The 22,119-nt window shown below is 45.7% G+C and carries 23 protein-coding genes, 1 pseudogene and 1 riboswitch; of the genes and pseudogenes, 6 read left to right on the top strand and 18 right to left on the bottom strand.

The window, feature by feature from the left end; all coding sequences use genetic code 11:
* Nucleotides 1-35: 35 nt before the first annotated feature.
* The 13 genes and pseudogenes from AACT52_RS11560 to AACT52_RS11500 all read right to left on the bottom strand — a co-directional run bounded on the left by AACT52_RS11560 (nt 36) and on the right by AACT52_RS11500 (nt 8,610).
* Nucleotides 36-284 carry a DUF4926 domain-containing protein gene (locus AACT52_RS11560; RefSeq protein ID WP_073630982.1) on the bottom strand — a complete coding sequence of 83 codons (249 nt, stop codon included), beginning with the start codon at nt 282-284 and terminating at the stop codon, nt 36-38.
* Nucleotides 274-615, bottom strand: a complete 342-nt coding sequence (locus AACT52_RS11555; RefSeq protein WP_073630980.1) for a DUF6883 domain-containing protein — start codon at nt 613-615, stop codon at nt 274-276. Before AACT52_RS11555 ends, AACT52_RS11560 begins: the two co-directional genes overlap by 11 nt.
* 221 nt (nt 616-836) lie before the next feature.
* Nucleotides 837-1,169 carry a hypothetical protein gene (locus AACT52_RS11550; RefSeq protein ID WP_073630978.1) on the bottom strand — a complete coding sequence of 111 codons (333 nt, stop codon included), beginning with the start codon at nt 1,167-1,169 and terminating at the stop codon, nt 837-839.
* Between the two features lie 303 nt (nt 1,170-1,472).
* A complete protein-coding gene (locus AACT52_RS11545) occupies nt 1,473-1,667 on the bottom strand; it encodes a nucleotidyltransferase domain-containing protein (protein ID WP_073630977.1) in 195 nt (64 codons plus the stop codon).
* Nucleotides 1,668-1,883: 216 nt separating this feature from the next.
* Nucleotides 1,884-2,432, bottom strand: coding sequence for an isochorismatase family cysteine hydrolase (locus AACT52_RS11540; RefSeq protein WP_073630975.1), 549 nt, complete (start codon nt 2,430-2,432; stop codon nt 1,884-1,886).
* A gap of 221 nt (nt 2,433-2,653) precedes the next feature.
* The gene (locus tag AACT52_RS11535) at nt 2,654-3,439 is read right to left on the bottom strand and encodes an SAM hydrolase/SAM-dependent halogenase family protein (RefSeq protein ID WP_073630973.1); all 786 of its coding nucleotides are present in this window, start codon (nt 3,437-3,439) and stop codon (nt 2,654-2,656) included.
* 19 nt (nt 3,440-3,458) lie between these two features.
* Nucleotides 3,459-4,574 (bottom strand): carboxylate-amine ligase, encoded by a 1,116-nt coding sequence (locus tag AACT52_RS11530; protein WP_073630971.1) that lies wholly within the window; start codon nt 4,572-4,574, stop codon nt 3,459-3,461.
* Nucleotides 4,575-4,658: 84 nt separating this feature from the next.
* Nucleotides 4,659-6,188 (bottom strand): glycosyltransferase, encoded by a 1,530-nt coding sequence (locus tag AACT52_RS11525; RefSeq protein WP_073630969.1) that lies wholly within the window; start codon nt 6,186-6,188, stop codon nt 4,659-4,661.
* A gap of 272 nt (nt 6,189-6,460) precedes the next feature.
* Nucleotides 6,461-6,604 (bottom strand): annotated as a pseudogene (locus AACT52_RS11520) (hypothetical protein); the annotation flags it as partial.
* Nucleotides 6,605-6,768: 164 nt separating this feature from the next.
* Nucleotides 6,769-6,918: a hypothetical protein gene (locus AACT52_RS11515; protein ID WP_337251577.1), complete on the bottom strand. Its 150-nt coding sequence runs from the start codon at nt 6,916-6,918 to the stop codon at nt 6,769-6,771.
* Between the two features lie 244 nt (nt 6,919-7,162).
* Nucleotides 7,163-7,951, bottom strand: a complete 789-nt coding sequence (locus AACT52_RS11510; protein WP_073630967.1) for a hypothetical protein — start codon at nt 7,949-7,951, stop codon at nt 7,163-7,165.
* A gap of 2 nt (nt 7,952-7,953) precedes the next feature.
* Entirely contained in the window at nt 7,954-8,334 is a 381-nt protein-coding gene (locus AACT52_RS11505; RefSeq protein WP_143172772.1) for a mCpol domain-containing protein, read from the bottom strand.
* Between the two features lie 93 nt (nt 8,335-8,427).
* Nucleotides 8,428-8,610, bottom strand: a complete 183-nt coding sequence (locus tag AACT52_RS11500) for a hypothetical protein (RefSeq protein ID WP_073630963.1) — start codon at nt 8,608-8,610, stop codon at nt 8,428-8,430.
* A 31-nt stretch (nt 8,611-8,641) separates the two neighbouring features.
* Here AACT52_RS11500 and AACT52_RS11495 point away from each other — a divergent pair, with 31 nt between their 5' ends.
* The gene (locus tag AACT52_RS11495) at nt 8,642-8,908 is read left to right on the top strand and encodes an AbrB/MazE/SpoVT family DNA-binding domain-containing protein (protein WP_073630961.1); all 267 of its coding nucleotides are present in this window, start codon (nt 8,642-8,644) and stop codon (nt 8,906-8,908) included.
* Nucleotides 8,909-8,972: 64 nt separating this feature from the next.
* Here the strand turns inward: AACT52_RS11495 and cbiE are convergent, their stop codons facing one another.
* Complete coding sequence (gene cbiE / locus AACT52_RS11490; protein WP_073630960.1) at nt 8,973-10,202, bottom strand: precorrin-6y C5,15-methyltransferase (decarboxylating) subunit CbiE; 1,230 nt, start codon at nt 10,200-10,202, stop codon at nt 8,973-8,975.
* A 59-nt stretch (nt 10,203-10,261) separates the two neighbouring features.
* Nucleotides 10,262-10,390: riboswitch (cobalamin riboswitch) on the top strand.
* Between the two features lie 49 nt (nt 10,391-10,439).
* Between cbiE and cobG the strand changes: the two genes are divergently transcribed.
* From cobG to hetI, 5 genes are all read left to right on the top strand, one after another.
* Nucleotides 10,440-11,978 (top strand): precorrin-3B synthase, encoded by a 1,539-nt coding sequence (gene cobG, locus AACT52_RS11485; protein ID WP_073630958.1) that lies wholly within the window; start codon nt 10,440-10,442, stop codon nt 11,976-11,978.
* A gap of 13 nt (nt 11,979-11,991) precedes the next feature.
* A complete protein-coding gene (locus AACT52_RS11480) occupies nt 11,992-12,621 on the top strand; it encodes a precorrin-8X methylmutase (protein ID WP_073630956.1) in 630 nt (209 codons plus the stop codon).
* Nucleotides 12,618-13,322, top strand: a complete 705-nt coding sequence (locus tag AACT52_RS11475) for a precorrin-2 C(20)-methyltransferase (protein ID WP_073630954.1) — start codon at nt 12,618-12,620, stop codon at nt 13,320-13,322. The genes AACT52_RS11480 and AACT52_RS11475 overlap by 4 nt, the downstream gene beginning before the upstream one ends.
* A 194-nt stretch (nt 13,323-13,516) precedes the next feature.
* Nucleotides 13,517-15,346: a precorrin-3B C(17)-methyltransferase gene (cobJ, locus tag AACT52_RS11470; RefSeq protein ID WP_073630952.1), complete on the top strand. Its 1,830-nt coding sequence runs from the start codon at nt 13,517-13,519 to the stop codon at nt 15,344-15,346.
* 864 nt (nt 15,347-16,210) lie between these two features.
* Nucleotides 16,211-16,930: a 4'-phosphopantetheinyl transferase HetI gene (gene hetI / locus AACT52_RS11465; protein WP_073630950.1), complete on the top strand. Its 720-nt coding sequence runs from the start codon at nt 16,211-16,213 to the stop codon at nt 16,928-16,930.
* Between the two features lie 122 nt (nt 16,931-17,052).
* Here the strand turns inward: hetI and AACT52_RS11460 are convergent, their stop codons facing one another.
* The 4 genes from AACT52_RS11460 to AACT52_RS11445 form a co-directional block, all read right to left on the bottom strand.
* A complete protein-coding gene (locus AACT52_RS11460) occupies nt 17,053-17,823 on the bottom strand; it encodes a glucose 1-dehydrogenase (protein ID WP_073630948.1) in 771 nt (256 codons plus the stop codon).
* 134 nt (nt 17,824-17,957) lie between these two features.
* Nucleotides 17,958-18,236, bottom strand: a complete 279-nt coding sequence (locus AACT52_RS11455; RefSeq protein WP_073630946.1) for a hypothetical protein — start codon at nt 18,234-18,236, stop codon at nt 17,958-17,960.
* A 584-nt stretch (nt 18,237-18,820) separates the two neighbouring features.
* Nucleotides 18,821-20,341, bottom strand: coding sequence for a thioester reductase domain-containing protein (locus tag AACT52_RS11450; RefSeq protein WP_073630945.1), 1,521 nt, complete (start codon nt 20,339-20,341; stop codon nt 18,821-18,823).
* A gap of 94 nt (nt 20,342-20,435) precedes the next feature.
* Entirely contained in the window at nt 20,436-22,097 is a 1,662-nt protein-coding gene (locus tag AACT52_RS11445) for a PfaD family polyunsaturated fatty acid/polyketide biosynthesis protein (RefSeq protein WP_073630943.1), read from the bottom strand.
* Between the last annotated feature and the right edge of the window lie 22 nt (nt 22,098-22,119).

Here is a 22,119-nt window from a genome sequence, read left to right as displayed (position 1 = left end):
TTAGGCTTCATACCGAATTGAATATGTGAAGTATATCAACTGGCTTGTGCTAGAGAACGTACAGTGAGAATTTCATCGGCACGCAACGCTTCAACAGCAGATACTGGAACAGCAATCACTGCAATTGACTCACCCACTGCGTTGAATACCTCCAGTACACAGCCATCTTCTCCACCAGTAGGATGAGGAACCAAATCAACTAACGTTGCAATATCACCCGCTCTCAGCTGATGCTGTGGTAAGTCGAGAGTTAAAGCAACCTCCTTATACAACTCAAGCGTCATGACGAGACTCCTTACGAGGTTTGAGGGTAACAAACTGAAATTTGCCGTCACTTTGTCGTTGTAGCCAAATTGTAACAACTGGCAAGTTCACTCCATTGATGCCGAGCAAATCTCCTTCAACACGATAGAAGATGCCATATTCATTAGTTCCATCTTCCACAGCTTCGACCGACTCAGCAAGTGACTCAATAGCTGCCCGTAATGCTTCCGGATTTTCTTGAGTGAATCCAGCCTGCCCTAGAAACTTGGATTTATCATTTCTTGCTTTGTACACCAGCAGATAGCGGGTTAGTTTATCGTCTGGAATAATTGCATCTGCTGGAATTTTCACACTGAAACCTCAATGCCCCTCAATGCATAAATCATGTAAACTTATATGATAGGACTTCCTCTGTGGAAGAAGCGATCGCCCCACCGATAACCTTCATGCAACCGCGTTCGCGGAGCGTGCGCTTAGCGCGATCGCTTCAGGATGAAATAAATACTTTATCTGCTTGAACCTGTCGTTCGGTGTAAAGTGTTGCTATTTACTAGCGCAATTACTAGTCCAATCTAAAGGGAAACCTCACACAACTTTATCAGAATATCAATCCAGTACATATCTGTTTCCCGATCTCGTTGTAACGATAGCATTTCGTGAGCTTTGATAACTTGATCTTGGTAAACGTTCAGCAATACACCTAAAGCATGAAGAATAGATTGCTTATCCAGTAACGTATAAGAGTGTTTCAGAGCGTCAATCAATGCTTGACTACCGCGCTGCTCGAAGTGAGAAGCTGGAGCCATAGAAGATGAGGGATTTTTGAGAAAAAAATCGTCGAGCTGCATCATGCTTCCTCGAAAGTTGTCAAGAAGAGATTGAGCATAGAAAAGTTCTCCACGCATGACTCGACGATATACTTCCTCTGCTTGTGCTAGCCCTTTACTGATTAGGCGATTGACTTCATCAACATCTAAAGTGAACTCTAAGCCTTGAGACGCTTCAATAACCTGATTTATCAGAGTTTTGGGGTCGTAAATAACTTGAATGGGTTTTAAGTACCAAGGCGATGGCTGAAGATGTTCTGGCTTGAAGTAAAGGACATCAATTTTGTTGAACGGTTTGAAGTGAGAGACGCAAACCCACTGAATTCCTGTCCATTCATTGTATAGCCATTCTCCCCAGTGCTTGGGAGCAGAAAAACGTTCTCAAAGGAAGTGTTCATAAAACTCTGGCTGAACTACAACCCGAAAGTCAATATCTGAAAACTCATCTGTTGAACCTGATGCCACGGAACCTTGAACAAATAAAACTTCAATACCTTGCTTCGCCAAAAAATACTCGACAACTCTATCAAGTAAAAGCTGACGTGCTGCATTTAGCTCTTGTGCACTGAATTCCATTGTTCTTCAGGATAAATAAGGGCTTTCACTCATTCACAACCAGATAGCGGGTTATACCAATTCATAAGGTACGGCATTCAAAATTCACGCATTAAGAAAGCCTAAGATAACGAGGGATTGGGACTGTGTATCTGTCGCATTCTTTTTTCAAATTGGTATTAGGTATTATCTGCATCTTTTTGAAATCCTTCTACTACAACTTGGTTCGTTGAACGTCTATTCCCTGCTTTTTTGTACTGGCGCGGCTAGCGAACCCTCAGAAAGACCAGCTTCACGCAGGCGAAAAGCACCGATATTCCGACTGAGTACTGCCAGCCCTGCCAAGTGCGCCTGTAAGCCAGCGGTACTCGCGCAGCAATCAGTTAGTACGATGGGTTCAATGCCAATGTCGAAAAAATCCATCGCGATTTTCAACACACACATATCAGTGTCAATGCCGACTATGAAAACCCGTTCAAAACACTGCTTTATAAGGTAGTCTCTCAGTTCATCCGGTATGCCGCACAGCCCCAGCTTAGAAAAAACTCTTTCCGGTTGAACCCAGGGTTGTAGTTCTGGGACAATATCAATTTCTGGCTCATTAGCACAGCTGTGCCAATCAAGGAATTTTTGGTACGGTCCATCAGGTGCGTTGACGAAGCGAGTGAATAAAACTGGTGCATACTCATTTCGCTCGATTAAACGAGCAACTCGTTGCCCGATGTGATGAGTGAATTCGTTGATAAAACCGCATTGCACATCAACGATGATTAATGGCTCAGACATTGTTTAAGCGATAAAAAACAGTGGTAAATATAGTGCTTCTCGTTTGGATGAACTAATTATTTATCTGTGTCCATCTGTGTCCATCTGTGGTTCTTATTTCTTGATGTATTAGACATCTCCAGAAATTAATTTTGCGTTGTCTACAATCCTTGTACAGACGCGCCATGGCGCGTCTCTACATTGTTTTTCGGAGATGTCTATTGCACTCAACTCGCGAACCCTTAAGTGATCTGTATATGCGTGCCGATCGCTGGATAATTAAATGATTCCCAGGCATTACCACCGCGCAGGAAAACTTCCATCCAGCGCGTATGTTCGCCTTGTCCATTTGTCCAGCCACTGCTACCAGGTGCAAAAGCTAACTGTCCGGATTCGACGGCAAAGCTGCCATCACTCTTGGTCGCTTCCAGTTCCCTCTCGCCAATCTGCAAACGCACAGGCTGACCTTCGTGCGGCTTACTAGCCTCATGTTTAATTGTGGTTTTCAAGTTGCCGTAGCCGTCAATATAGGCAATACAATTGGGCGGTACGTCGGGTATATCAGAAGGGGGGATCTCCTCATCTAGAGCATCAGGTTGACCCAGCGCGATCGCCCCTGCCGCCTCCGGAAACAAGTCGCGAGAACGAAACTGTGAACCTTCAGCCGCTACAGCAGCCCAGCGCAACTCAACTGCCAAATCCCGCACGAATGAGAAGGCATAACCAGCATTAACGCCGATAACGCGCACACCCGTTGGCAGGCGTGCAAAAGCAAGACGCTCACCCGCATTACCAGCACGCGCCTGTTCATCATCTTCTCGCGGCGCAACGTTGTGGTAAATAATTGTCCCGGCGGGGGCTTTATTCAAGCCCAACTGCGCGATACAGAATCCTGCCGCTAGGGTGGCAAAAGGAGGCACGGGTGTAAGTATCGGCTCAGCATCCGGTAGATAAAGTTTGAGGCGCTGCACGACTTCTGCGAAGGCGAGGTCGCCAAAGCCGTAATCGGCGATGATGTGAACTAGCATAAAATTTTGTCCTGTATACTCACGCTACCCCTTTTGCCGTTTCTCGAACGATTAAATCAACGACATCTTCCAAACGCCCCGTTCGCTTGAAAACTTCGCGCTGCCGTGTTGCGCCGTTCCCTTGCTGCATGGTTTCATGGACAAGAGATGAGACTTCATCCCATTCTCCATACTCTTCAAGCGATGGACGCACGAAGGCGAGAAAGCTCTCAACCAGCTCACGCGCCCTTACAGCTTTCATAGTGCCAACGTCGATTAAATCCTCATCTAATCCATAGCGTGCGGCACGCCAAATAGCAGCGCGTATGAGTTCGTGGCGCACGGCAGGAAACGGTTCATCCCGGATCGCTTGTTCGTAACAAGTCCGCGCCAAAGCGCGCACAAGTCCCGCCACCATCACCGCTTCATCCACCGTTTGGCAGATATCCGTGACTCGAAACTCTATTGTCGGGAAGCGTTCTGACAAACGCACATCCCAGTAAATCTTCGTCGCCTCCTCTATAGTTTTCGTCTCCACCAGAGCCTGTACAAGCGCTTCGTACTCGGCTAATGACTCGAATATCAGCGGCGGACCGGATAGGGGCCATCGGCTCCAAATCTCGGTACGATAACTTGCATAGCCTGTATCCGTACCTAACCAGAAGGGGGAGGACGCCGACAGTGCCAAGAGCGGGGAAAGCCACACACGGGCACGGTTCATCACCTGGATGGCAACAGAGCGATCGCTTATCCCCACATGCACGTGACAGCCAAAGATAACTAGCTCACGGGTGAGTTGTTGATAATCTCGCATCAGCCCTAGATAACGTTCTTTGGGCGTGAGCTGCTGTTCATCCCAGTGCGAGAACGGGTGCGTCCCGGCGGCGGCAATTTGGTTACCGTCTTTGGCAGCAGCGGCAATCACTTCACGTCGCAAACGAACAAGCTCAGAACGCACATCCGCAAGTGTTCGACAGATGGGCGTACCAATTTCTATCTGCGATCGCTGGGCTTCTGGCTGCACCTCAGAGCCAAGTGCTTTCTCAGCTTTCGGGAGAACGTGTTCCACACGCGAACTCAATTCCCGTGTCACGGGGTTGATAATTTGATATTCCTCTTCAACACCAATAGTGAATTCTTCAGTTTGGGATGGCATAGCTTGTGTCCTTCGCTTGTTCACGAACTTTGTTAGCGGGAGCGAGAACTTTAAAATTAATGGGTTCAGGATTGGGAAACCCTTTTAAACGCTTGGTGTACTTAGGGCTCTTGGGTTAGACCCAAAGTAGATATTCCTCAATTCTTCCAAGGAGACATCTGTCTGCGGTTGTGGATTAAGAAAGTAGGGATGGATTGGGAGGAGTTGATCCCGACTGCGTCCCTGTGGTGAGGAAACCATCTGCTCGATCAGGGTCAGGTAGTTCTCGGCGGTACTTTCCCAGGTGTACGTCTTCAGCACCCGCTGCTGACCAGCCTGAGCAAAATACTCCCACTGTTTTTCATCGCATAGCAACCGCTCCAAGCCTCGCGCAATATCAGCTGGGTCTTCTGGGTCAACGAGTACGCCATATTCGGTATCTCCTTTTCGCAGGCTCTCGCTGGGACCACCGTTCTGGGTTGCTACCACTGGTAAACCCGCTGCTGCCGCTTCTAAGGGAGCCAAGCCAAAGGGTTCATAGAGTGCAGTCAGCGCAAATACCGAGCGCCGTTTAGCCATAAACCGATAAGTTGCAGCCAGTGCCTCTTGTCCTTCTGACAAACCAAAAGCACTGATCTTGCCCCACAAATTGTTTTCTTCGACCACCTCCCGGATGGGGGCTAATACCTCTTCGGTCACGTCGTCGCTCGCCTTCTCTCGCAGCGGATCGTCCAGCCCCCCTGTAAGCAGCAACAAGTTCGCTCGTTCCTGAAGCGTTTGACTCATTGCGAAGGCTTGCACTAGCCCTAATACGTTTTTTTTAGGCTCTAATCGACTCGATGCCACGATGGCGGGCAAATCCCGACGTGACTCTGTAATGTCGCGTGCCAATCGCTGCTGAATGATCTCTTCGGTAGCTTCCTCGTTTTCGGAACGCGCCTCAGCACCGAAGATGGAGAAATCTGCTCCTGGTGGAATCACCGCAAAGCGGTTGTCGTTGTCTACGTCCACTGCATCACGATAGACAGGGTGAGAGTACTGTTCAAAGCGTTCTTGTCGTGTACTGGTGATATTAATAGCCGAGCGATTCATACTTAGGCGTTCGGCTAGGATGCGGTATCTGAAATGGAATTGCTCGTCTATTTGGGCGAGATTTTCTGGAGTGACCTCCAGTTTGTCTATCTTTTGCGCACCGAGAGAATGAGCAGTAAAGGTAAAAGGTATGCCTGTCTCCTCCTCAATCAAAACGCCGCACAGTCCCCCATCGGCGTAGTGAGCAGTCATAGCATCGGGTAAACCACCCTCCTCTTGATAAAATTTCAGGATGTTGGGTACCCAATCACTCACCAGATGAGGCCACAAAAACTCTTTAGCCAGAAATTCTTTTGGTCCTGCTGGTAGCCGGATAATGCGTACATTATCGACGCCTGGATAAGTGTCCAACCCTTCAGCAAACTCTGGCCACTGGGGGTCAATGATTTGGCGGGTGAGAATATCAACTTTGTGACCTTTTTGAGCTATTGCTATGGCGACTTGCTTGACGTAAATCAGCTGACCCCCAAAATCCGGATGTTCGGTCATATGACTATTGCCTGAATCAAAGTTGCCCTGAGGGTTGAGAAATCCAATGTGCATCGCCCACTTCCTAATACAGGTTAATTTCCGAGTTTAGACTTCTGCGTGAAGACGGCAGCACAACAGCATGGCGAGCCTATTCAGACTTCCGAAGACTGAACGCAGGCAATCAGGCTGTACATGAGTGCCATCAAAAAGTAAGTCAAAGGTCTTTCATGGGTTCCCTTTGGCGTACACCAGGACATTCGCGCATTTTCCTAATTTAAGTTAATCGTTACTGGAGTTCGCTCACATATATCGGATGACATAAAGTGCTTGTCCTCTTCTATCCCTTAGTCTCGCTTGACTTCACCACCATCGACTGATGGTTGAACTACAACCCGAAAGTCAACATCTGAAAACTCATCTGTTGAATCTGATGCCACGGAACCTTGAACAAATAAAACTTCAATACCTTGCTTCGCCAAAAAATACTCGACAGCTCTATCAAGTCAAAGCTGACGTGCTGCATTTAGCTCTTATGCAGTGAATTCCATAAATGACTGGCTGCACATCAGACCGAATTTGACAATACTTTTTGGAGAGGGTGCGTAGTTTGCGCTTAAATTCATCAGTAAATTTTATTTCAACTGAGGGAAGTTCACTCGACATCTATTCCATCCCACAATTCAGAAATTGGTCTGGTTTTACCAGCTTTTGCTTCCCGAAGCGACTTGCGAAGACTTTCTAATACAGCTTCTTTAGATTCATCATCTTCATCTATCTCTTCTTCAACGAACAACACAATCACCCGGACACGACTTTGCTTTTCTACTGCTAGGGGTTCGTCTAAAGACAGTTAACCATTTTCATCAACGGTTCCCATCAGTTCCTGTGCTTTCATTTTTTGCTCCTAGTAGTGCAAAACGGCACGACGACATTCTCCACACAATTAATATACTTCTGCCTTACAACTTCACCATCACCCACTACGTTACCGTATGATAGTGCTTCCTCTGTGGAAGAAGCGATCGCCCTACCGATAACGATATTCTCTATTTACCGCGTACAGGAAAATATATGAGGAAAAAAGAAATAATTCCTAATGCTGTTCCAACAGTACTCATAGCTTGGGCAAATGCACCACTGGAACCAAAAATCAAAGTTGTGGCAAGAGTTAAAGCAACAAATAAAACAGTACCAATCACTGAAACTAACAAGGGCGTTGTCCTAATCAAAATGGCTTTAGTACTCTCTTTAAAAATAGGTGTTTCAACCAAATTAGTGTATTTGTAGTGTTTCCCTTCCTCTAACTCATGAATAAGAGTGTTCCAGGGTTTATCAAAATCTGGCTTGATTAATAATTCAAAAGTACATAATTTGCTAATATTCTCAAGTAGGGAACAAGCAAAGATATCTCCTATATAAACTTTGGATACAGATGTAACATCAATTATCGCATTTTTGTTATTTCTAGAAAGAGAGGATATGTACTGTCTTAATTCAAGGTATTGAATTCTTTCAACTTCCCATTTAATATTGTCTGTTAGGCAAAAACTATATTTAGCTTTGAGTCTAGAAAGCTCATCAGGACTATATTCGGCATCTAGTGCAACTACTGTCTCTTTACGAAGACCAGTGTAGTATTTGTAAAAGCCTTTAGAAAGGTTTTGAAGCAAGTTATAAACATTTGTACGAAGTAGGTTAAGTTGAACTTGCTCAGTCTTGCTATCTTCGACCTGGAGCAATACTATACTGTTAGTCCCTCGTTCAATACAATGAACAATTGAATTAAGGTACTGATCAGGTCTATCAGTAGTTACAAAAATATATAAATTATTCAATTTTAATTATCTCCAAAAGTAACCACGCGACCTTTGCCTGAAACTTTTGCTTTTCTTAGAGAAATTAGTGCTTCAACAGATGTTTTTCCTACACCAAATGACATAGTTTTTCCAGTAGTTACAAGAAAAAATTCTGAATAGGAAACTAGACTATTCATAATATTCAAATTCGCTGGAACCATGAAACATATATCATCACCAGCTACGTAAACTACAGAAGCATTAATTTCATTCTCGGCTAGCTCTGCTATATGTTCAATAGCTGCTTTTACCTGAAATGAAAACTTGCTAGCTTCTTCAAGATTTTGTGAAAGTAAATAAAAATCAATTACATCACCTATATTGTCACCATCGCCTATACACATTAGTAAGTTGTCAGACACGTTATCTCCGAATTCTTCTTGTCACCATAAATTCTATTATGGAATACCCTACGGATACTCACTGCTAAGAGGGGTATAGATGTTTGCTTCCAACTACTTCACCACCACCCACTGCGTCACCGGTACCATCGGCTTCCACCCCAAAAACCCGCTAATAGGAGCAGCCCTTTGCATAGCAACACGAATTAACTCCCCGCCTACTTCATTGTGCCATTTGCCGTGACTGGAGACTGAGTATAACTGATTATTGCCACAAACTTCATTTTTATGGCACATATAAATTCAAGGTGGCATAAAAAGTGGATCTATGGTCGAACCATCTAAATATGTTGAAGTCCATCTCGATCGCCAAGGGCGTTTGGTGATTCCTGCAGCTCTACGGCGGCTGTTAGGTTTTGAGGAGGGAGATACACTAGTTGCTCGTCCTGAAGAAGGACGGCTGATTTTGGAAAAGCAGGAGGCGATTAAACAGCGCCTGAAGGCTCGGTTTTCGCAACTGCCGAAAGGAATAAGTTTAACGGATGAGTTGATGGCGGAACGACGCGAGGAAGCCAAGTGGGAAATGGGCGCATGACGGTGGTTTTGGATGCCTCTGCTTTGCTTGCTTATTTGCAACTCGAAAGAATTTTCCCTTCCAACTACTTCACTACCACCCACTGCGTCACCGGCACCATCGGCTTCCACCCCAAAAACCCACCAATAGGAGCAGCCCGTTGCACAGCAACACGAATCAACTCCCCGCCCACTTGATTGTGCCATTGCAACAGCTTCTGTTCACTTTCAACTGTGACTGCATTGGCAACAAAACGCCCACCCGGAGGCAATGCTTCCCAACACACCTCAAACAAACCTTCTGCTGTTGCACCACCGCCGATAAATATGGCGTCTGGTTGAGGCAATTCTTTCAGTGCAGCGGGAGCTTTGCCTGCAACAATTTGTAAATAAGGTGTACCAAGGGCGGCGGCGTTGTCAGCAATATATTGGAGTCGGGTGGAGTTTTGTTCAATGGCGATCGCCCGACACCTAGGATGACTCCGCATCCACTCAATACCAATGGAACCACATCCAGCACCCACATCCCACAATAACTGTCCCGGTGTGGGAGCTAAAGCCGAGAGTGTTATTGCCCGCACTTCACGTTTGGTGAGCTGTCCATCATGATGATAAGCATCATCGGGCAGTCCTGCTAGCCGAGGTAAAGGAATAACTCCAGCATCAGCAATACACTCTACAGCTATGGTGTTTAAATCTGCCAGTTCAGTTCTCGTCCATAACGCGGCTGTGCCTTCGATAATTCGTTCCTGAGAACCGCCCATGTGTTCAAGAACTGTTATTTTACTACCACTAAAACCGCGATTTGTCAAAATATCAGCGACAATTGCTGGGGTTTCCTTCCCTTCACTTAAGATTAATAGACGCGCTTTCGGGTAGATGGCAGCTTGGATGAGCGCAGGGGGACGACCGTTTAAGCTTAATGTCTCGACTTCGGTGAGTGACCATCCCAGTCTGGCACAGGCGAGACTGAACGATGACGGTGCGGGGATGATAGTCATCTCAGAAATCGGAATCTTGCGGGTGAGGGTGACACCGATACCAAAGCACATGGGGTCACCACTTGCCAATACGCAGACAGACTGACCCCGACGACGGACAATTTCTTCTATCGAATCACTTATGGGGGAAGTCCAGATGAGTTTCTCGCGTGGGTCGTCTGGTGGTAGCATGGCGAGATGGCGTTTTCCCCCGACGATCACTTCTGCACGCTCAACAAGAGAACGGGCGATGGGCAAAGCCCCGCCAGAGGCGATCGCACTCAATCCCGATAGCCCATCCTCACCAATACCGACCACTGATAACCATTTGTGCATTTAGCGACCGATGGAATTAAGAAGATTTGCCAAAAAGAGGTAAGGCTATTATCTCATGCTAAACTACACACACTTGGAGTGGGGAAAGTCCGGTGAAATTCCGGGACTGTGCCGCAGCTGTAATCAAGTAAAAAGTTATAACTTTAGACTTTGTAAGTCAGAATGCCAACTCTAAGGGTGTCTTCCGGACACAGTTCTTATCTGCTCCCTGCGTCGCACAGGGAAGGAGTTGCAGGCGTGTCATTACCGTATCATTCTGTTAGTTGTCCTGGTCTTTTTTATGGAACGTCCGCGCGGGACGGCATATTATCTCGCATCCGCATACCTGGAGGAATACTCGCTAGCCAGCAGTGTCGTGTGATAGCTGACTTAGCTGACGAGTTTGGAACTGGCTATGTTCATATTACCAATCGCGCCAACCTCCAAGTCCGTGAAATCCGCAAGGAAATGACCGCTGATGTTTTGAGAGTCTTGCAGGAAATTGGCATAGCGTCAAGTCTTCCAGAGGTTGACCATCTGCGAAACATTATGGGTAGTCCGACAGCAGGCATTGACCCATACGAATTAATTGATACCCGACCGTTTATCCGCGAATGGGATAATTATATTGCGGCTCACGCGGAGCTAGGACCACTTTCACCAAAATTCAGCGTCGCTTTTGATGGCGGTGGTTCTGTATCGATAGGCGATCGCCTCAATGATATCGCCTTGACCGCTGTCATGGTTGGTACAAACGTTTACTTTCGCCTCAAGTTGAATTTAGGTGTATCGCAGGTTGAACCATTCATTGATACAGGCATTCTCCTGAAACCAGAGGAATGTCTAGAAGTCGTGGCTGGATTCGCGAAAGTTTATTTACAGCATTTAGCAGTAGGCAGTGAGAAGATAATTCCCCATCGCAAATCCCGCCAGCCACGTCTCTGGCAGGTTTTGAACGACTTAGGCATTGAAAGATTTTTCCAAGAAGTTGAGCATCATCTTCCCTATCGATTGCGGCGAGTGTATCCGATATGGGGTGATGACCAGATAAGGCAACACCGATGTAAAGACGTTGCATACAACATCTCTACCATAAACAGATACCAGCACATAGGTGTCCATTCCCAACGACAGAAAGGACTATCTTACATCGGTGTTGTGCTACCCGTTGGTAAGTTGGAAACTTGGCAAACGCGTGGTCTAGCGGATATTGCGGAAACATATGGCACTGGTACTCTTCGGCTGACGCCTTGGCAAAACCTTCTCATATCAGATATTCCCCATCAGTCGGTTCCTCAAGCACAAAGTCAAATCGAAAACTTAGGATTGCATTGGTCTGCAACCAACATTCGCAGCGCCTTAGTCGCCTGTGCTGGCAATACGGGATGTGCGTCTTCAGCAACAGATACCAAAGGTCACGCCTTGGCATTAGCTAACTATCTGGATAGTTGCCTCACTCTCGACCAACCAGTTAACATTCACTTCACAGGTTGCGAAAAATCCTGTGCCCAACACAGCAGAAGCGATATCGCCCTCCTTGGTGTCACTATTGAGCAGGAGGGGAAAACGGTGGAAGGTTATAAAGTCTACGTGGGTGATGGTAACAGCAACGAGAAATTTGGACGAGAAGTTTACAGTTTAGTATCGTTTCCAGAATTATCCCTATTGTTAGAACGGATGCTGCAAATCTATATGGCAAAACGTGCTACTCCCAATGAATCATTTGGGGAATTTGCGAACCGATATGCTATTGAAGATTTACAACGGTTGTTTGAGCAAGGGGATGTGAGGCACTAGGGACAAATGACAAATGACTATTGAATACATTCGAGATGGTAACGAAATATATCGCAAATCCTTTGCCACTATTCGCGCAGAGGCAAATCTGTCTGTACTTGCCCCGGATGTCGCGAAGGTTGCCGTGCGTCTGATTCATGCTTGCGGCATGACAGATATTGTTGATGATATAGCAGCTGCACCAACAGCTGTGGTATCGGGGCGTACAGCTTTAGCAGCAGCGGCACCAATTCTGTGTGATTGCCGGATGGTGGCAGAAGGAATTACGCGGCGGCGACTGCCAGCAGACAATGGGGTGATTTGCACCCTCAATGATCCACAAGTGCCAGAACTTGCCCAAAAACTAGGAACCACCCGTTCTGCAGCTGCTTTGGAATTGTGGCTACCAAAGTTAGAAGGGGCTGTGGTGGCAATTGGCAATGCACCTACTGCCTTGTTCCGGTTACTGGAAATGCTGGATGCTGGGGCACCAAAACCAGCGCTGATTCTAGGTTTTCCTGTGGGATTTGTGGGGGCAGCAGAATCGAAAGCGGCACTGGCAGCAGATAGTCGTGGTGTCCCATTTATAACATTGCATGGTCGGCGGGGTGGAAGTGCCATTACCGCCGCAGCAGTTAACGCCTTAGCAACGGAGGAAGAATGATGGCGAAAGGTCGTCTTTATGGAGTTGGAGTCGGTCCAGGAGATCCGGAACTTTTAACACTGAAAGCACTGCGGTTACTACGTTCTTGCCCAGTGGTTGCTTATCAATCCGCAGAAGATAAAGAGAGTATTGCTCGAGGTATCGTAGCCCAATATCTCCCTGGCAATCAAATCGAGGTAAAATATCATCTCCCGCGTGCGCTTGACCCGTATGCAGCACAACCGGTTTATGACCAGGTTGTCACGCCTATTGCCGAACATCTTGCCGCCGGACGGGATGTGGTAGTCCTGTGCGAAGGCGATCCATTATTTTACGGCTCGTTCATGTACGTATTCACGCGGCTGTCTGACCAGTTTGAAACAGAAGTCGTGCCAGGGGTTTCTTCACCGATGGGATGTGCTTCAGCATTAGGAGTCCCCCTGAGTTACCGAAACGATATTTTCAGCGTACTGCCAGCCACGTTGCCAGCCGAAGTTTTGGAAGCACAATTGTTAAATGCTGATGCTGCCGCCATTATCAAGCTGCAGCGGCATTTCACGAAAGTTTCTGATGCGTTGTATAAACTAGGGCTTGCCTCACGGGCGCGTTACATTGAGCGAGGAACGATGGCAAACCAGCGAACCATACCCTTGGATGAAGTCAATCCTGCCCAAGTGCCTTACTTTTCGATGGTTCTGGTTCCAAGTAAGAGTCATTTATGATACCAAAAATGACCTTTTCTGAATTCCGCTGAAAGGGATATAGGGTGTTATGGCGGTTCTTAATTGAGTGCAATACATCAAGAAATAAGAACCACAGATGGACACAGATGAACACAGATAAATTTGTACTTCATCCAAACGAGAAGCGCTATAGTTTTGAATTTTGAATTTTGAATTTTGAATTTTGAATTGTTATGACACCTGCTGTTATCGTGCTGTTGGGTGCTAACAGCATCCCTGTAGCTAAAAAAATTATCAGTGTTCTTCCAGGAGCGCAGTTATACGGACTGGCGGGTCGCACTTCTGATGTGGATGTCGCTTTTACTGAGTTTGGAGCGACACTGCGGGAGTTGTTCGCCAATGGAACACCCATCATTGGCATTTGTGCAACAGGTATTCTGATCAGAACCCTCGCGCCACTACTTGCCAACAAACGACAGGAACCTCCAGTGATTGCGGTTGCCGAAGATGGTAGTGCAGTGGTGCCACTCTTGGGCGGACTCAATGGGGTAAATAATCTGGCACGCCAAATCGCCAGCGTACTGGATGTCAAACCTGCCATCACAACTACAGGTGACATCCGTTTTGGCATCGCACTGGAAGACCCTCCAGTAGGGTATCGTTTAGCTAACCCCGATGACGCCAAATCTTTCATGTCCGACTTGCTGGCGGGACATTCCGTGAAATTAGAGGGTAATGCACCTTGGTTGAGGAATAGTTCGTTACCTATCGACCAAAATGCAGAAAGAGTCATACAAATTACAGAAAAGCCAGTCGTTTCCACCTCAACCCGCCTCGTCTATCACCCAGCAACCGTGGCAATTGGAGTCAGTTGCACCTCACCCCGCCCTATCGGGCACCCCTCCTCGCTTGCGGGGAGGGGCAGGGGGTGGGGTTCCGAGGAAATCGCCCTCGTGCAGCAAATGTTGGCTGATGCTGAGTTAGCCCCGGCATCAGTTGCAGGAGTCTTCGCCAGCACCCTTGATGCTGCCAATCCAGCTTTACAAGCAATTGCCGACGCCCTCAACGTGCCTATTCGCTTCTTTACGACTGATGAGATTGCTGCTGTGATGTCGCAAAACAATACCGCAGATGGGGCAGTAGCGATCGCATTAGCAGCTTCCTCTGGGCGGTTGGTGATGCAACGGCAATCATCTGACTTTAGCTGTGCTATGGCGATTGCCCAAGGGGCAGTGGCAAAGCCAATCGCACTTGCACCCCTACCCATCGATATCAACAGCACAGGTAAACCACGCGGTCGGTTGGCAATAATTGGCACTGGACCAGGAGGAGGCGATTGGATGTCGCCGGAAGTCAAGGAAATTTTACGTAATGCCACTGATTTAGTTGGTTATTCTACTTACTTGGGGTTAGTGGGTTCTCTTGGCAACGGCAAGCGGTGGCATGAGTCCGACAACCGGGAAGAACTTGCACGGGGACAGATGGCGCTGGATTTAGCCGCAGAGGGGCGTTTTGTGGCGGTGGTATCATCTGGTGATCCCGGTATTTATGCAATGGCAGCAGCAGTCTTTGAAGTGCTTGATCAAGAAGCAAAACCAGAATGGCAAGGTATCGAAATTCAAGTCGCACCTGGTATTTCCGCGATGCAAGCAGCGGCGGCAAAAATTGGTGCGCCGCTTGGTCATGACTTCTGCGCCATCTCCCTGTCTGACATCTTGAAGCCGTGGTCAATTATTGAACAGCGAATTACTGCTGCTGCCCAAGCTGATTTCGTGATTGCTTTTTATAACCCAGTGTCAAAGCAGCGCCTTTGGCAACTAGCAGAGACACGAAATATATTACTGCGTTACAGACATCCTGATACGACCGTGGTACTTGCCCGCAACCTTGGCAGGGATGGAGAATCTGTTGAGGTTTACACTTTGGAAGATTTAGCACCAGAACTTGCTGATATGCGGACAGTCATTCTTGTCGGGTCAAGCAAAACCCGGATGATTCAGCGGTGCGATGGTAGCGTTTGGGTCTACACTCCCCGTCGATATGATGAAGATAAGACTTCATAAAATCGCTTCTGATACCAAGTTGCGCTCATACATTCTACCCTGCTATACAAAACTTGACTAAACTTTTTCAAACCTAGTCATTCAACTAAAGAAAACTTTAGAGGGTCTGCTTCCTGCTTCTACCAAGGGAGTCGGCTCCTTCTTGTCTACAGGCGTAAATTCGGGTGTAGCCCACCCTATTTTTTTGACTCCGAGGAATTTTTCTTGAAGCTTTTAGCTATTGTTCATCCATTATTTTCAGCAAATTTAACGAATCGTGGTCTCCCGTTCGACCTTTTTACAGGCTTGCTAGTTTTGAATCAGCTGTGGTTTACAAACCAGATGATTTTGGGCTTTGGTTTTCAGCACTGTCACTAAAGTATCAGAAAGCTACAACTGTGTCAAACTTTTCTTTATGACTAATTATGAAAAAGTTTAGTAAAGTATTTGGCTATTTAGTCAAGCTCTCTCGCTTGTCCCCCTTGTCCCCCTTGTCCCTTCAACAAGAAAAGTCTGAAAATAGTTAAGAATCGCTTACAAGAAGACTATCGGAATCAGGTCATAAAGTTATATAATAACGGGAAAGTCAAAAAGCAAAACCGATTTTGACAACGCACTTTTTCTTCTATCTCTTGGAAAAAGCGACAACACCGTTAGACCATTGATTTGTTGAGTGTGAGATTGGGGCTTTCCGATGAAAGCCCAAACGAGAGGAATGACGGATAAATCCACACATCTCCTACATCTTGTCGTGAGAGTGGTAAATTACCGCACAATGAGTAGGGGGCGATCGTTCACAGTGGAAGAACACCGCTGTTAACACCAATCCTCTCAAAATTTAGGTATCTAAATTCAGGCATTAGCTAACTATTACTGCGTGACTCAATGACTGTTGAAAATCATTTGTGGCTGCCTGCATCGGCAGATTTAACTTTGTTGCAGGATGAAGTTCATGTCTGGCGAATTGACCTTGACAGACCAGAAGGACAGCTGCAACATTTGGCAGCAACCCTCTCCAGCGACGAAGTTTGTCGAGCAAAGCGTTTCTATAAAGAACAGCATCGGCAGCGTTTTATTGCTGGTCGGGGTATACTGCGAACTATATTGGGTCGCTACTTGGGTGTCGAGGCGCAACAATTGGAGTTCTGTTATGAATCCTCTGGCAAACCAGTGTTAGCTGATACGTTTGCTGATAGTAAACTATCGTTTAACTTGACTCACTCAGTTGGGTTAGCTTTGTGTGCAGTGACTTGCGATCGCCTCGTGGGAGTAGACTTAGAATACATCCGCCCGATTTCTGACGTTCTTGCCCTTGCTAAACGATACTTTTCACCTGCGGAATATGCAGTGATGTGTGGGCTTACTCCCAACAAAATGCAAGAGGTATTTTTCCGCTACTGGACTTGCAAAGAAGCATATTTAAAAGCAACTGGAGTAGGAATTGCTCAGCTCGAGCAAATAGAGGTTTCGCTCACTCCAGGACAACCAGCAAAGCTAAAGACAGAGCAAAAATGGAGCTTGCTTGAGTTGGTACCAGCTAACAATTCTGTTGCGGCTGTTGCTGTAGAGGGTAGTGGCTTGCAGTTAAGATGCTGGCAGTATTAATCTTGAGAACCTCACCCAATCATTGAAGCACTCTCAAGACCCTAAAAGACCATATCTGGAAAAACAGGATCTGTACATCTGCCAAGCTTTCTGTTGTCCTGCATGAATGATTAAATTTCTGGCTATGCGACTAAACCACCATCCACAACCATCGCATGTCCGTTGACATACGATGCAGTATCTGAACACAGAAAAAGTGCAATCTCAGCGATTTCTTCCGGGGTTCCCCAACGTCCCATAGGGACTTTATTAGCCATCAAATCCTTCAAATCAGAGTTTTGATGGTTTTGATGAATCTCGCTTTCAACCATTGGTGTGTAGATGTAGCCTGGGCACAATGCGTTGATGCGGATACCCGCTTTTGCATATTCAAGGGCGGCGGTTTTCGTCAGTCCTATGACAGCATTCTTGCTGGCAGTGTAGGCAGGAAAACGTTCCAGGCAGTTACTCAAACCAGCAGCTGCGGACATATTGACGATCGCTCCGCCGCCTTGTTCCCGCATATAAGGAATTTGGTATTTCATGCACAACCACACACCCTTAAGATTAATGTTGAGCACTCGATCCCAGTTCTCCTCGGTGCAGGCAGCCGTTGAACTACTCACTCCCTTGATACCAGCATTGTTAAATGCACAATCGATCGCTCCATAGGTATCGACAGTTTTTTTGATAAGTTTCTTGACCTCAGCTGCCTTGGAAACGTCTGTCTTAACGAAGATAGCCTCACCGTAGGTTGCCTCGATTTTGCTGACTGTATCAACACCCGCTTCAACAGCTACATCAGCAACAACGACCTTTGCTCCTTCCCTGGCAAAAGCTAGTGCAGAAGCCCTACCAATCCCCGAACCGCCTCCAGTCACCAGAACGACTTTTCCTGTGAACGTTGCTACCACTTCAATACCTCCATAAATTTGCTTTTAGTGGTTAATTATGAGTTGTGAGTTGTTAATTATTAGTTATTTTCAAAGACTAACTACTAACTGATAACAAATAACAACATAAACGAAGTGATTAACCGACTTTAATATCAGCTCTTTTGGGTGATTTCTCGCTGTGAACCATAACCAACCTTAAATTCCGCAGGGGTTGGGCTAAAACGTGTAAAAATCCGGCAACCTCCGGAAAAACCGCCCAATCCATTAGCTTGTTTTGAGGTGAAAAATCCCAGCTTGGGGCGGTTTTTCCGCCAAGTTCGTGGACTTCTTATCCCGTAAACTTGTGATGAGGTTGCCGGATTTTTCCGGTTCTGATGAAACGGAGCGCACCCGTTGCGGTAGGGTAGAATTTCCGAAATGCTTTGCTTCACGGAGCTTATTTTCAAGCAAAGCACGGGCTTAACCATATTATAACATTTTTATTTTTTCTTAGCTTAAGTTATAAATTAAACTGATATGTATGATGAAAAGCTTAGCAAGTAAGTATTTGCTCATTCCCCATTGGCTGATTCATATCATCCATAAAGAAACGGCAGTCTAGAGCGACGGCTTCTAACGCTCAGACTGCCTCAAAAAGTTTAATGCACAACGCTGAGAGCGCTTATTTATCGAAACAATTGCAGTAAAAGTCTAAACTTCAGACCAATTACCAATAATACAAACTATAGGAATCCGGTTTGATTTTTGAAAAGATACGTAGGGTGCGTTAGCAAAGAGAGTACGGCACTATTTCCAGGGATTCGGTGCGTTACGGATTTCATCCTAACGCACCCTACAATACTTAACTTTGTTCAAAAATCAAATAGTAATCCTATAGTAGTTTATGTCATTAATTTTGACATATCGTAGGGATCAGATCCCCGACTTCTTAAAGAAGTCGGGGATCTTGTAACCCATTAGAATTAATGAAACACGCTCACTACATTACCTTTCAAACAAAGCTAGTGGCGCACCTCTAGGCAACATTCAAAAAACCGGTCTCAATCAAGTAAGAGGAGTATGTGATAAACAATTTAGAGTCTATCGGTGGACAAACAATCGAGCTTCCTGCAAGTGCATCGAGTGTTTCCTGACAGCTGATAAAGGGTCTTCTAGCTTGCAAATACAAATCTGGAATCGTCAGTCCTTCTTGAGACCACCGTTCAAACAAGAAAGGTCGCAGTGTGTACAAAGGATTTTCCACAGAAGTCGCATTTTTCATTAACTGTGCTTGCCACTCGTCGTAAGGAAGCATTTGAATTGGAAAACCGAAAGAGCGCATCCATTCAACTAACATCTTTAACGATACAGGTTCAGGATGTTGTAAGTGGAAAGCTTTGCCTATAGATTCTTTTTGCCTTGATAGATAGACGATCGCTTTGCTGACATAGTCTACAGGAGACATATCCAGCATATAATCCACATCTGGAAAACATCCGATATCAAGACAGCCCTTGATCATCAGGTTGGTAAAATCATGGGTGTTAGACACACCTGTTCGACTGTCCCCTGCTATCAATGGTGGTCTGTGGATGGTAACGGGAAGTCCTCGCTCACCGGCAATCTTAACTAACTTTTCAGCAACCCACTTAGTTTGAGAGTAACCGAGATAAATACCCTCCCAATGTTCAAAGTTATCCTGTTCTTTGACGACCTTGCCAGCATAAGCAGGTGATTCAAAAACAGCAACACTGGAAATGTAATGCAGAGGTTTGGTTTTGATTTCACTTGCCAAGCGTATCACTTCCTGGGTTCCCAGAACATTGGCAGTCTTCAGTGCTGAGTAGGGATATACATAATTCAGCGTGGCAGCACTGTGATACACAGCGTCAAGATTAGCAGCCAGCATTTCAAACCCTTCAGTACTGAGACCTAAAAGTGGCTGAGATAAATCTCCAGGAATAGCAATAATTCTGGGGCTAAACTCTTCTTCCCAAACCGCATATTGTTGCAAGTTTTTCTTCAGCTTGCGCTTGCCTTCCTCAGAATTAGCAGCACGGACTAAGCAATAGATATCTGCATTAGTCGTCTGTAGCAGTTCATGGATGAGAAAAGCTCCTAAAAAGCCTGTTCCTCCAGTTAAAAAGACATTATCCAGTTCACTTGTAAATTTAAAAGTCGATGCCGGACGGATGTTCGGGTCTAAAACAGCTTCAGCACTCAAATCGAGCGTTACCGTCTTGACAACGGAAAGATTTGTTCGAGGGGCAACTCCCGTGTCTTCAACCTGTGACTCCAAATCTTGCGATTCTTCAGCTAAACGCTGTGAAAGTGCTTCTACATTTGGGTAATGCCACAGCAGCATAGGAGAGACTTCAAATCCCAGCATCTTCTCTGCTTGAGTGACTAGAAGCATGGCTTGGGCTGAGTCTAAACCGTAGCTTTCTAAAGACTCTTGGATATTAATTTCATCGGGTTCGATTTTTAGTGCCTCAGCAAGAATAGACACCAGCCATCCTTGAATTTCTTCTGCCGTATGAAACTGTTTTGAAGTCATTATTTATCCACCTCTAACATAATAGTCTGCGATTTTTTAGAAACCCGGTAACTTTCTCGAAACCGGGTTTCTTAAACCCTTCAATTTGTAGCTTTTACAAGCTAGTAGAACAAACTGGATGATACTGACAGTAGTCATCCGAGATTTGTAATCCTTGAATTTTTAAACTTTGAATGCGGTATAAAAATGCTGAACCAGTCATGATGTGATCAGCAACATCAACGACTCGGCGATTTTTTGGTTCAGCCAAATAAGAACCACGAACCCAGTCATTAAAACTACCCATCACCGGACCACACCAAATTTGATAATCGACTTCTCGACCCTTTTCTCCAGAACTAGACCAGCGAGAGGATAATCCTAAATACCAGCGAAAAATTGCCGCCATTTTCATTTTGGGATTGTTGATTGCTTTCCCTAGTTTTTCAGGATTTCTTTTGGACAAATAAGTTGCAGCTTCTTCCCATATCTGAGCAAGGCTCTTACGAAAAATTTGTTTTTCTAATTTTTCTCGTTCTGCGATTGGGATATCTTCAATCGAGTCATAATTCCTGTATATCTCATACAGTTTCTGAGCTCGTAGAGGGAACATAGTTCCTCTTTTCAAAACTTGAAGTTTGACTCCCATTTCAAACATATCTGCCGCTGGAGCCATCATCATGTCAGCCATTTCTGCTTGTGCTAACAATTGCTTGGTATATTCACAAGTTCCAGCTTCAACACAGGACTGATTAATCGAACCAGTCACCACATAAGCAGCACCCATCATAAAGCCGGCTAAAGCTGATTGTGGTGTCCCAATTCCCCCGGCTACTCCAACTCTGATAGGTGTTGAGTAACGATATTTTTCCTGAATTTCATTTTTTAATGCCAACATAGAAGGCAGGAGACAAACTAGGGGGCGATTGTCTGTATGTCCGCCAGAATCAGCTTCTACAGTAATATCATCGGCGATGGGAAGCTGGGCTGCAAGATTTGCCTGTAACTCACTAATGAGTCCTTGTGCAACCAGTTCTTTTAAAATTTTTAGTGGTGCTGGTTGGAGAAATTTGCTAGCGACTTCTCGACGGGAGATTTTGGCAATGACTTTGTTTTTGATTTCAATTTGATTGGCTGCATTCACGCCCAGTCCAGCCGCACGGTAATAGACAATATTAGGAGTCAAGTCCAAAAATGCCGAAGCTTCTACAGTTTTCACCCCATATTTAAGGTATATATCCACAGCACGGCGTTCAATGGCAGGTTCATTTGGACTGTGAATGAGATTAGATGCGTAGGGACCTTGAGGTAAGGCTGCTTGAATACGGTTAATAGCTGCTTCAAGACGGTCTGGACTTAAACCACCAGCACCAAAGGAACCCAAAATTTTCTCTTTTCCAAGTGCAATCACCATCTCTTCAGATGCAATACCACCAGCCATTGCACCAGTAGCATAGGCGTATTTCACACCATGAGAGGAAAGAAAACTGGGGTCTCCTAAATTATGTGTTGAGATGGGTGGAACTGTTATCAACAATTCTACTTGTCCTGTCCCATTATCAGTAGGACAAGAATAACCTTCGTTGGTGACACCAATTTTTCCTGCTACTCTTACGATGTAACAAGGTTTATGTAAATTCTGCAATTTATCTTTGATATCTGATGGTTCAAACGCCACACAATCTAAGTCACCTTTCCAAACTTGATTGTGATTGAAGTGACCAAAAAAGCTAAGACCGTTATTGTATTTACCTAGTACCGCATTTTCAGTTTTCACGGTAGTGATTCCCTTGAATTGT

It is taken from the genome of Scytonema sp. HK-05 (assembly GCF_963872035.1).
Taxonomy (GTDB): domain Bacteria; phylum Cyanobacteriota; class Cyanobacteriia; order Cyanobacteriales; family Nostocaceae; genus Kalymmatonema.
This window is presented reverse-complemented; position numbering and strand designations above follow the sequence as displayed.

What these genes read in the sequence shown, in the direction of transcription:
- AACT52_RS11560 (WP_073630982.1), bottom strand. Translation starts at nt 284, where the DNA reads ATGACGCTTGAGTTGTATAAGGAGGTTGCTTTAACTCTCGACTTACCA.
- AACT52_RS11550 (WP_073630978.1), bottom strand. Translation starts at nt 1,169, where the DNA reads ATGCGTGGAGAACTTTTCTATGCTCAATCTCTTCTTGACAACTTTCGA.
- AACT52_RS11545 (WP_073630977.1), bottom strand. Translation starts at nt 1,667, where the DNA reads ATGGAATTCAGTGCACAAGAGCTAAATGCAGCACGTCAGCTTTTACTT.
- AACT52_RS11540 (WP_073630975.1), bottom strand. Translation starts at nt 2,432, where the DNA reads ATGTCTGAGCCATTAATCATCGTTGATGTGCAATGCGGTTTTATCAAC.
- AACT52_RS11535 (WP_073630973.1), bottom strand. Translation starts at nt 3,439, where the DNA reads ATGCTAGTTCACATCATCGCCGATTACGGCTTTGGCGACCTCGCCTTC.
- AACT52_RS11530 (WP_073630971.1), bottom strand. Translation starts at nt 4,574, where the DNA reads ATGCCATCCCAAACTGAAGAATTCACTATTGGTGTTGAAGAGGAATAT.
- AACT52_RS11525 (WP_073630969.1), bottom strand. Translation starts at nt 6,188, where the DNA reads ATGCACATTGGATTTCTCAACCCTCAGGGCAACTTTGATTCAGGCAAT.
- AACT52_RS11500 (WP_073630963.1), bottom strand. Translation starts at nt 8,610, where the DNA reads ATGTGCCATAAAAATGAAGTTTGTGGCAATAATCAGTTATACTCAGTC.
- AACT52_RS11495 (WP_073630961.1), top strand. Translation starts at nt 8,642, where the DNA reads ATGGTCGAACCATCTAAATATGTTGAAGTCCATCTCGATCGCCAAGGG.
- cbiE (WP_073630960.1), bottom strand. Translation starts at nt 10,202, where the DNA reads ATGCACAAATGGTTATCAGTGGTCGGTATTGGTGAGGATGGGCTATCG.
- AACT52_RS11480 (WP_073630956.1), top strand. Translation starts at nt 11,992, where the DNA reads ATGACTATTGAATACATTCGAGATGGTAACGAAATATATCGCAAATCC.
- AACT52_RS11475 (WP_073630954.1), top strand. Translation starts at nt 12,618, where the DNA reads ATGATGGCGAAAGGTCGTCTTTATGGAGTTGGAGTCGGTCCAGGAGAT.
- cobJ (WP_073630952.1), top strand. Translation starts at nt 13,517, where the DNA reads ATGACACCTGCTGTTATCGTGCTGTTGGGTGCTAACAGCATCCCTGTA.
- hetI (WP_073630950.1), top strand. Translation starts at nt 16,211, where the DNA reads ATGACTGTTGAAAATCATTTGTGGCTGCCTGCATCGGCAGATTTAACT.
- AACT52_RS11450 (WP_073630945.1), bottom strand. Translation starts at nt 20,341, where the DNA reads ATGACTTCAAAACAGTTTCATACGGCAGAAGAAATTCAAGGATGGCTG.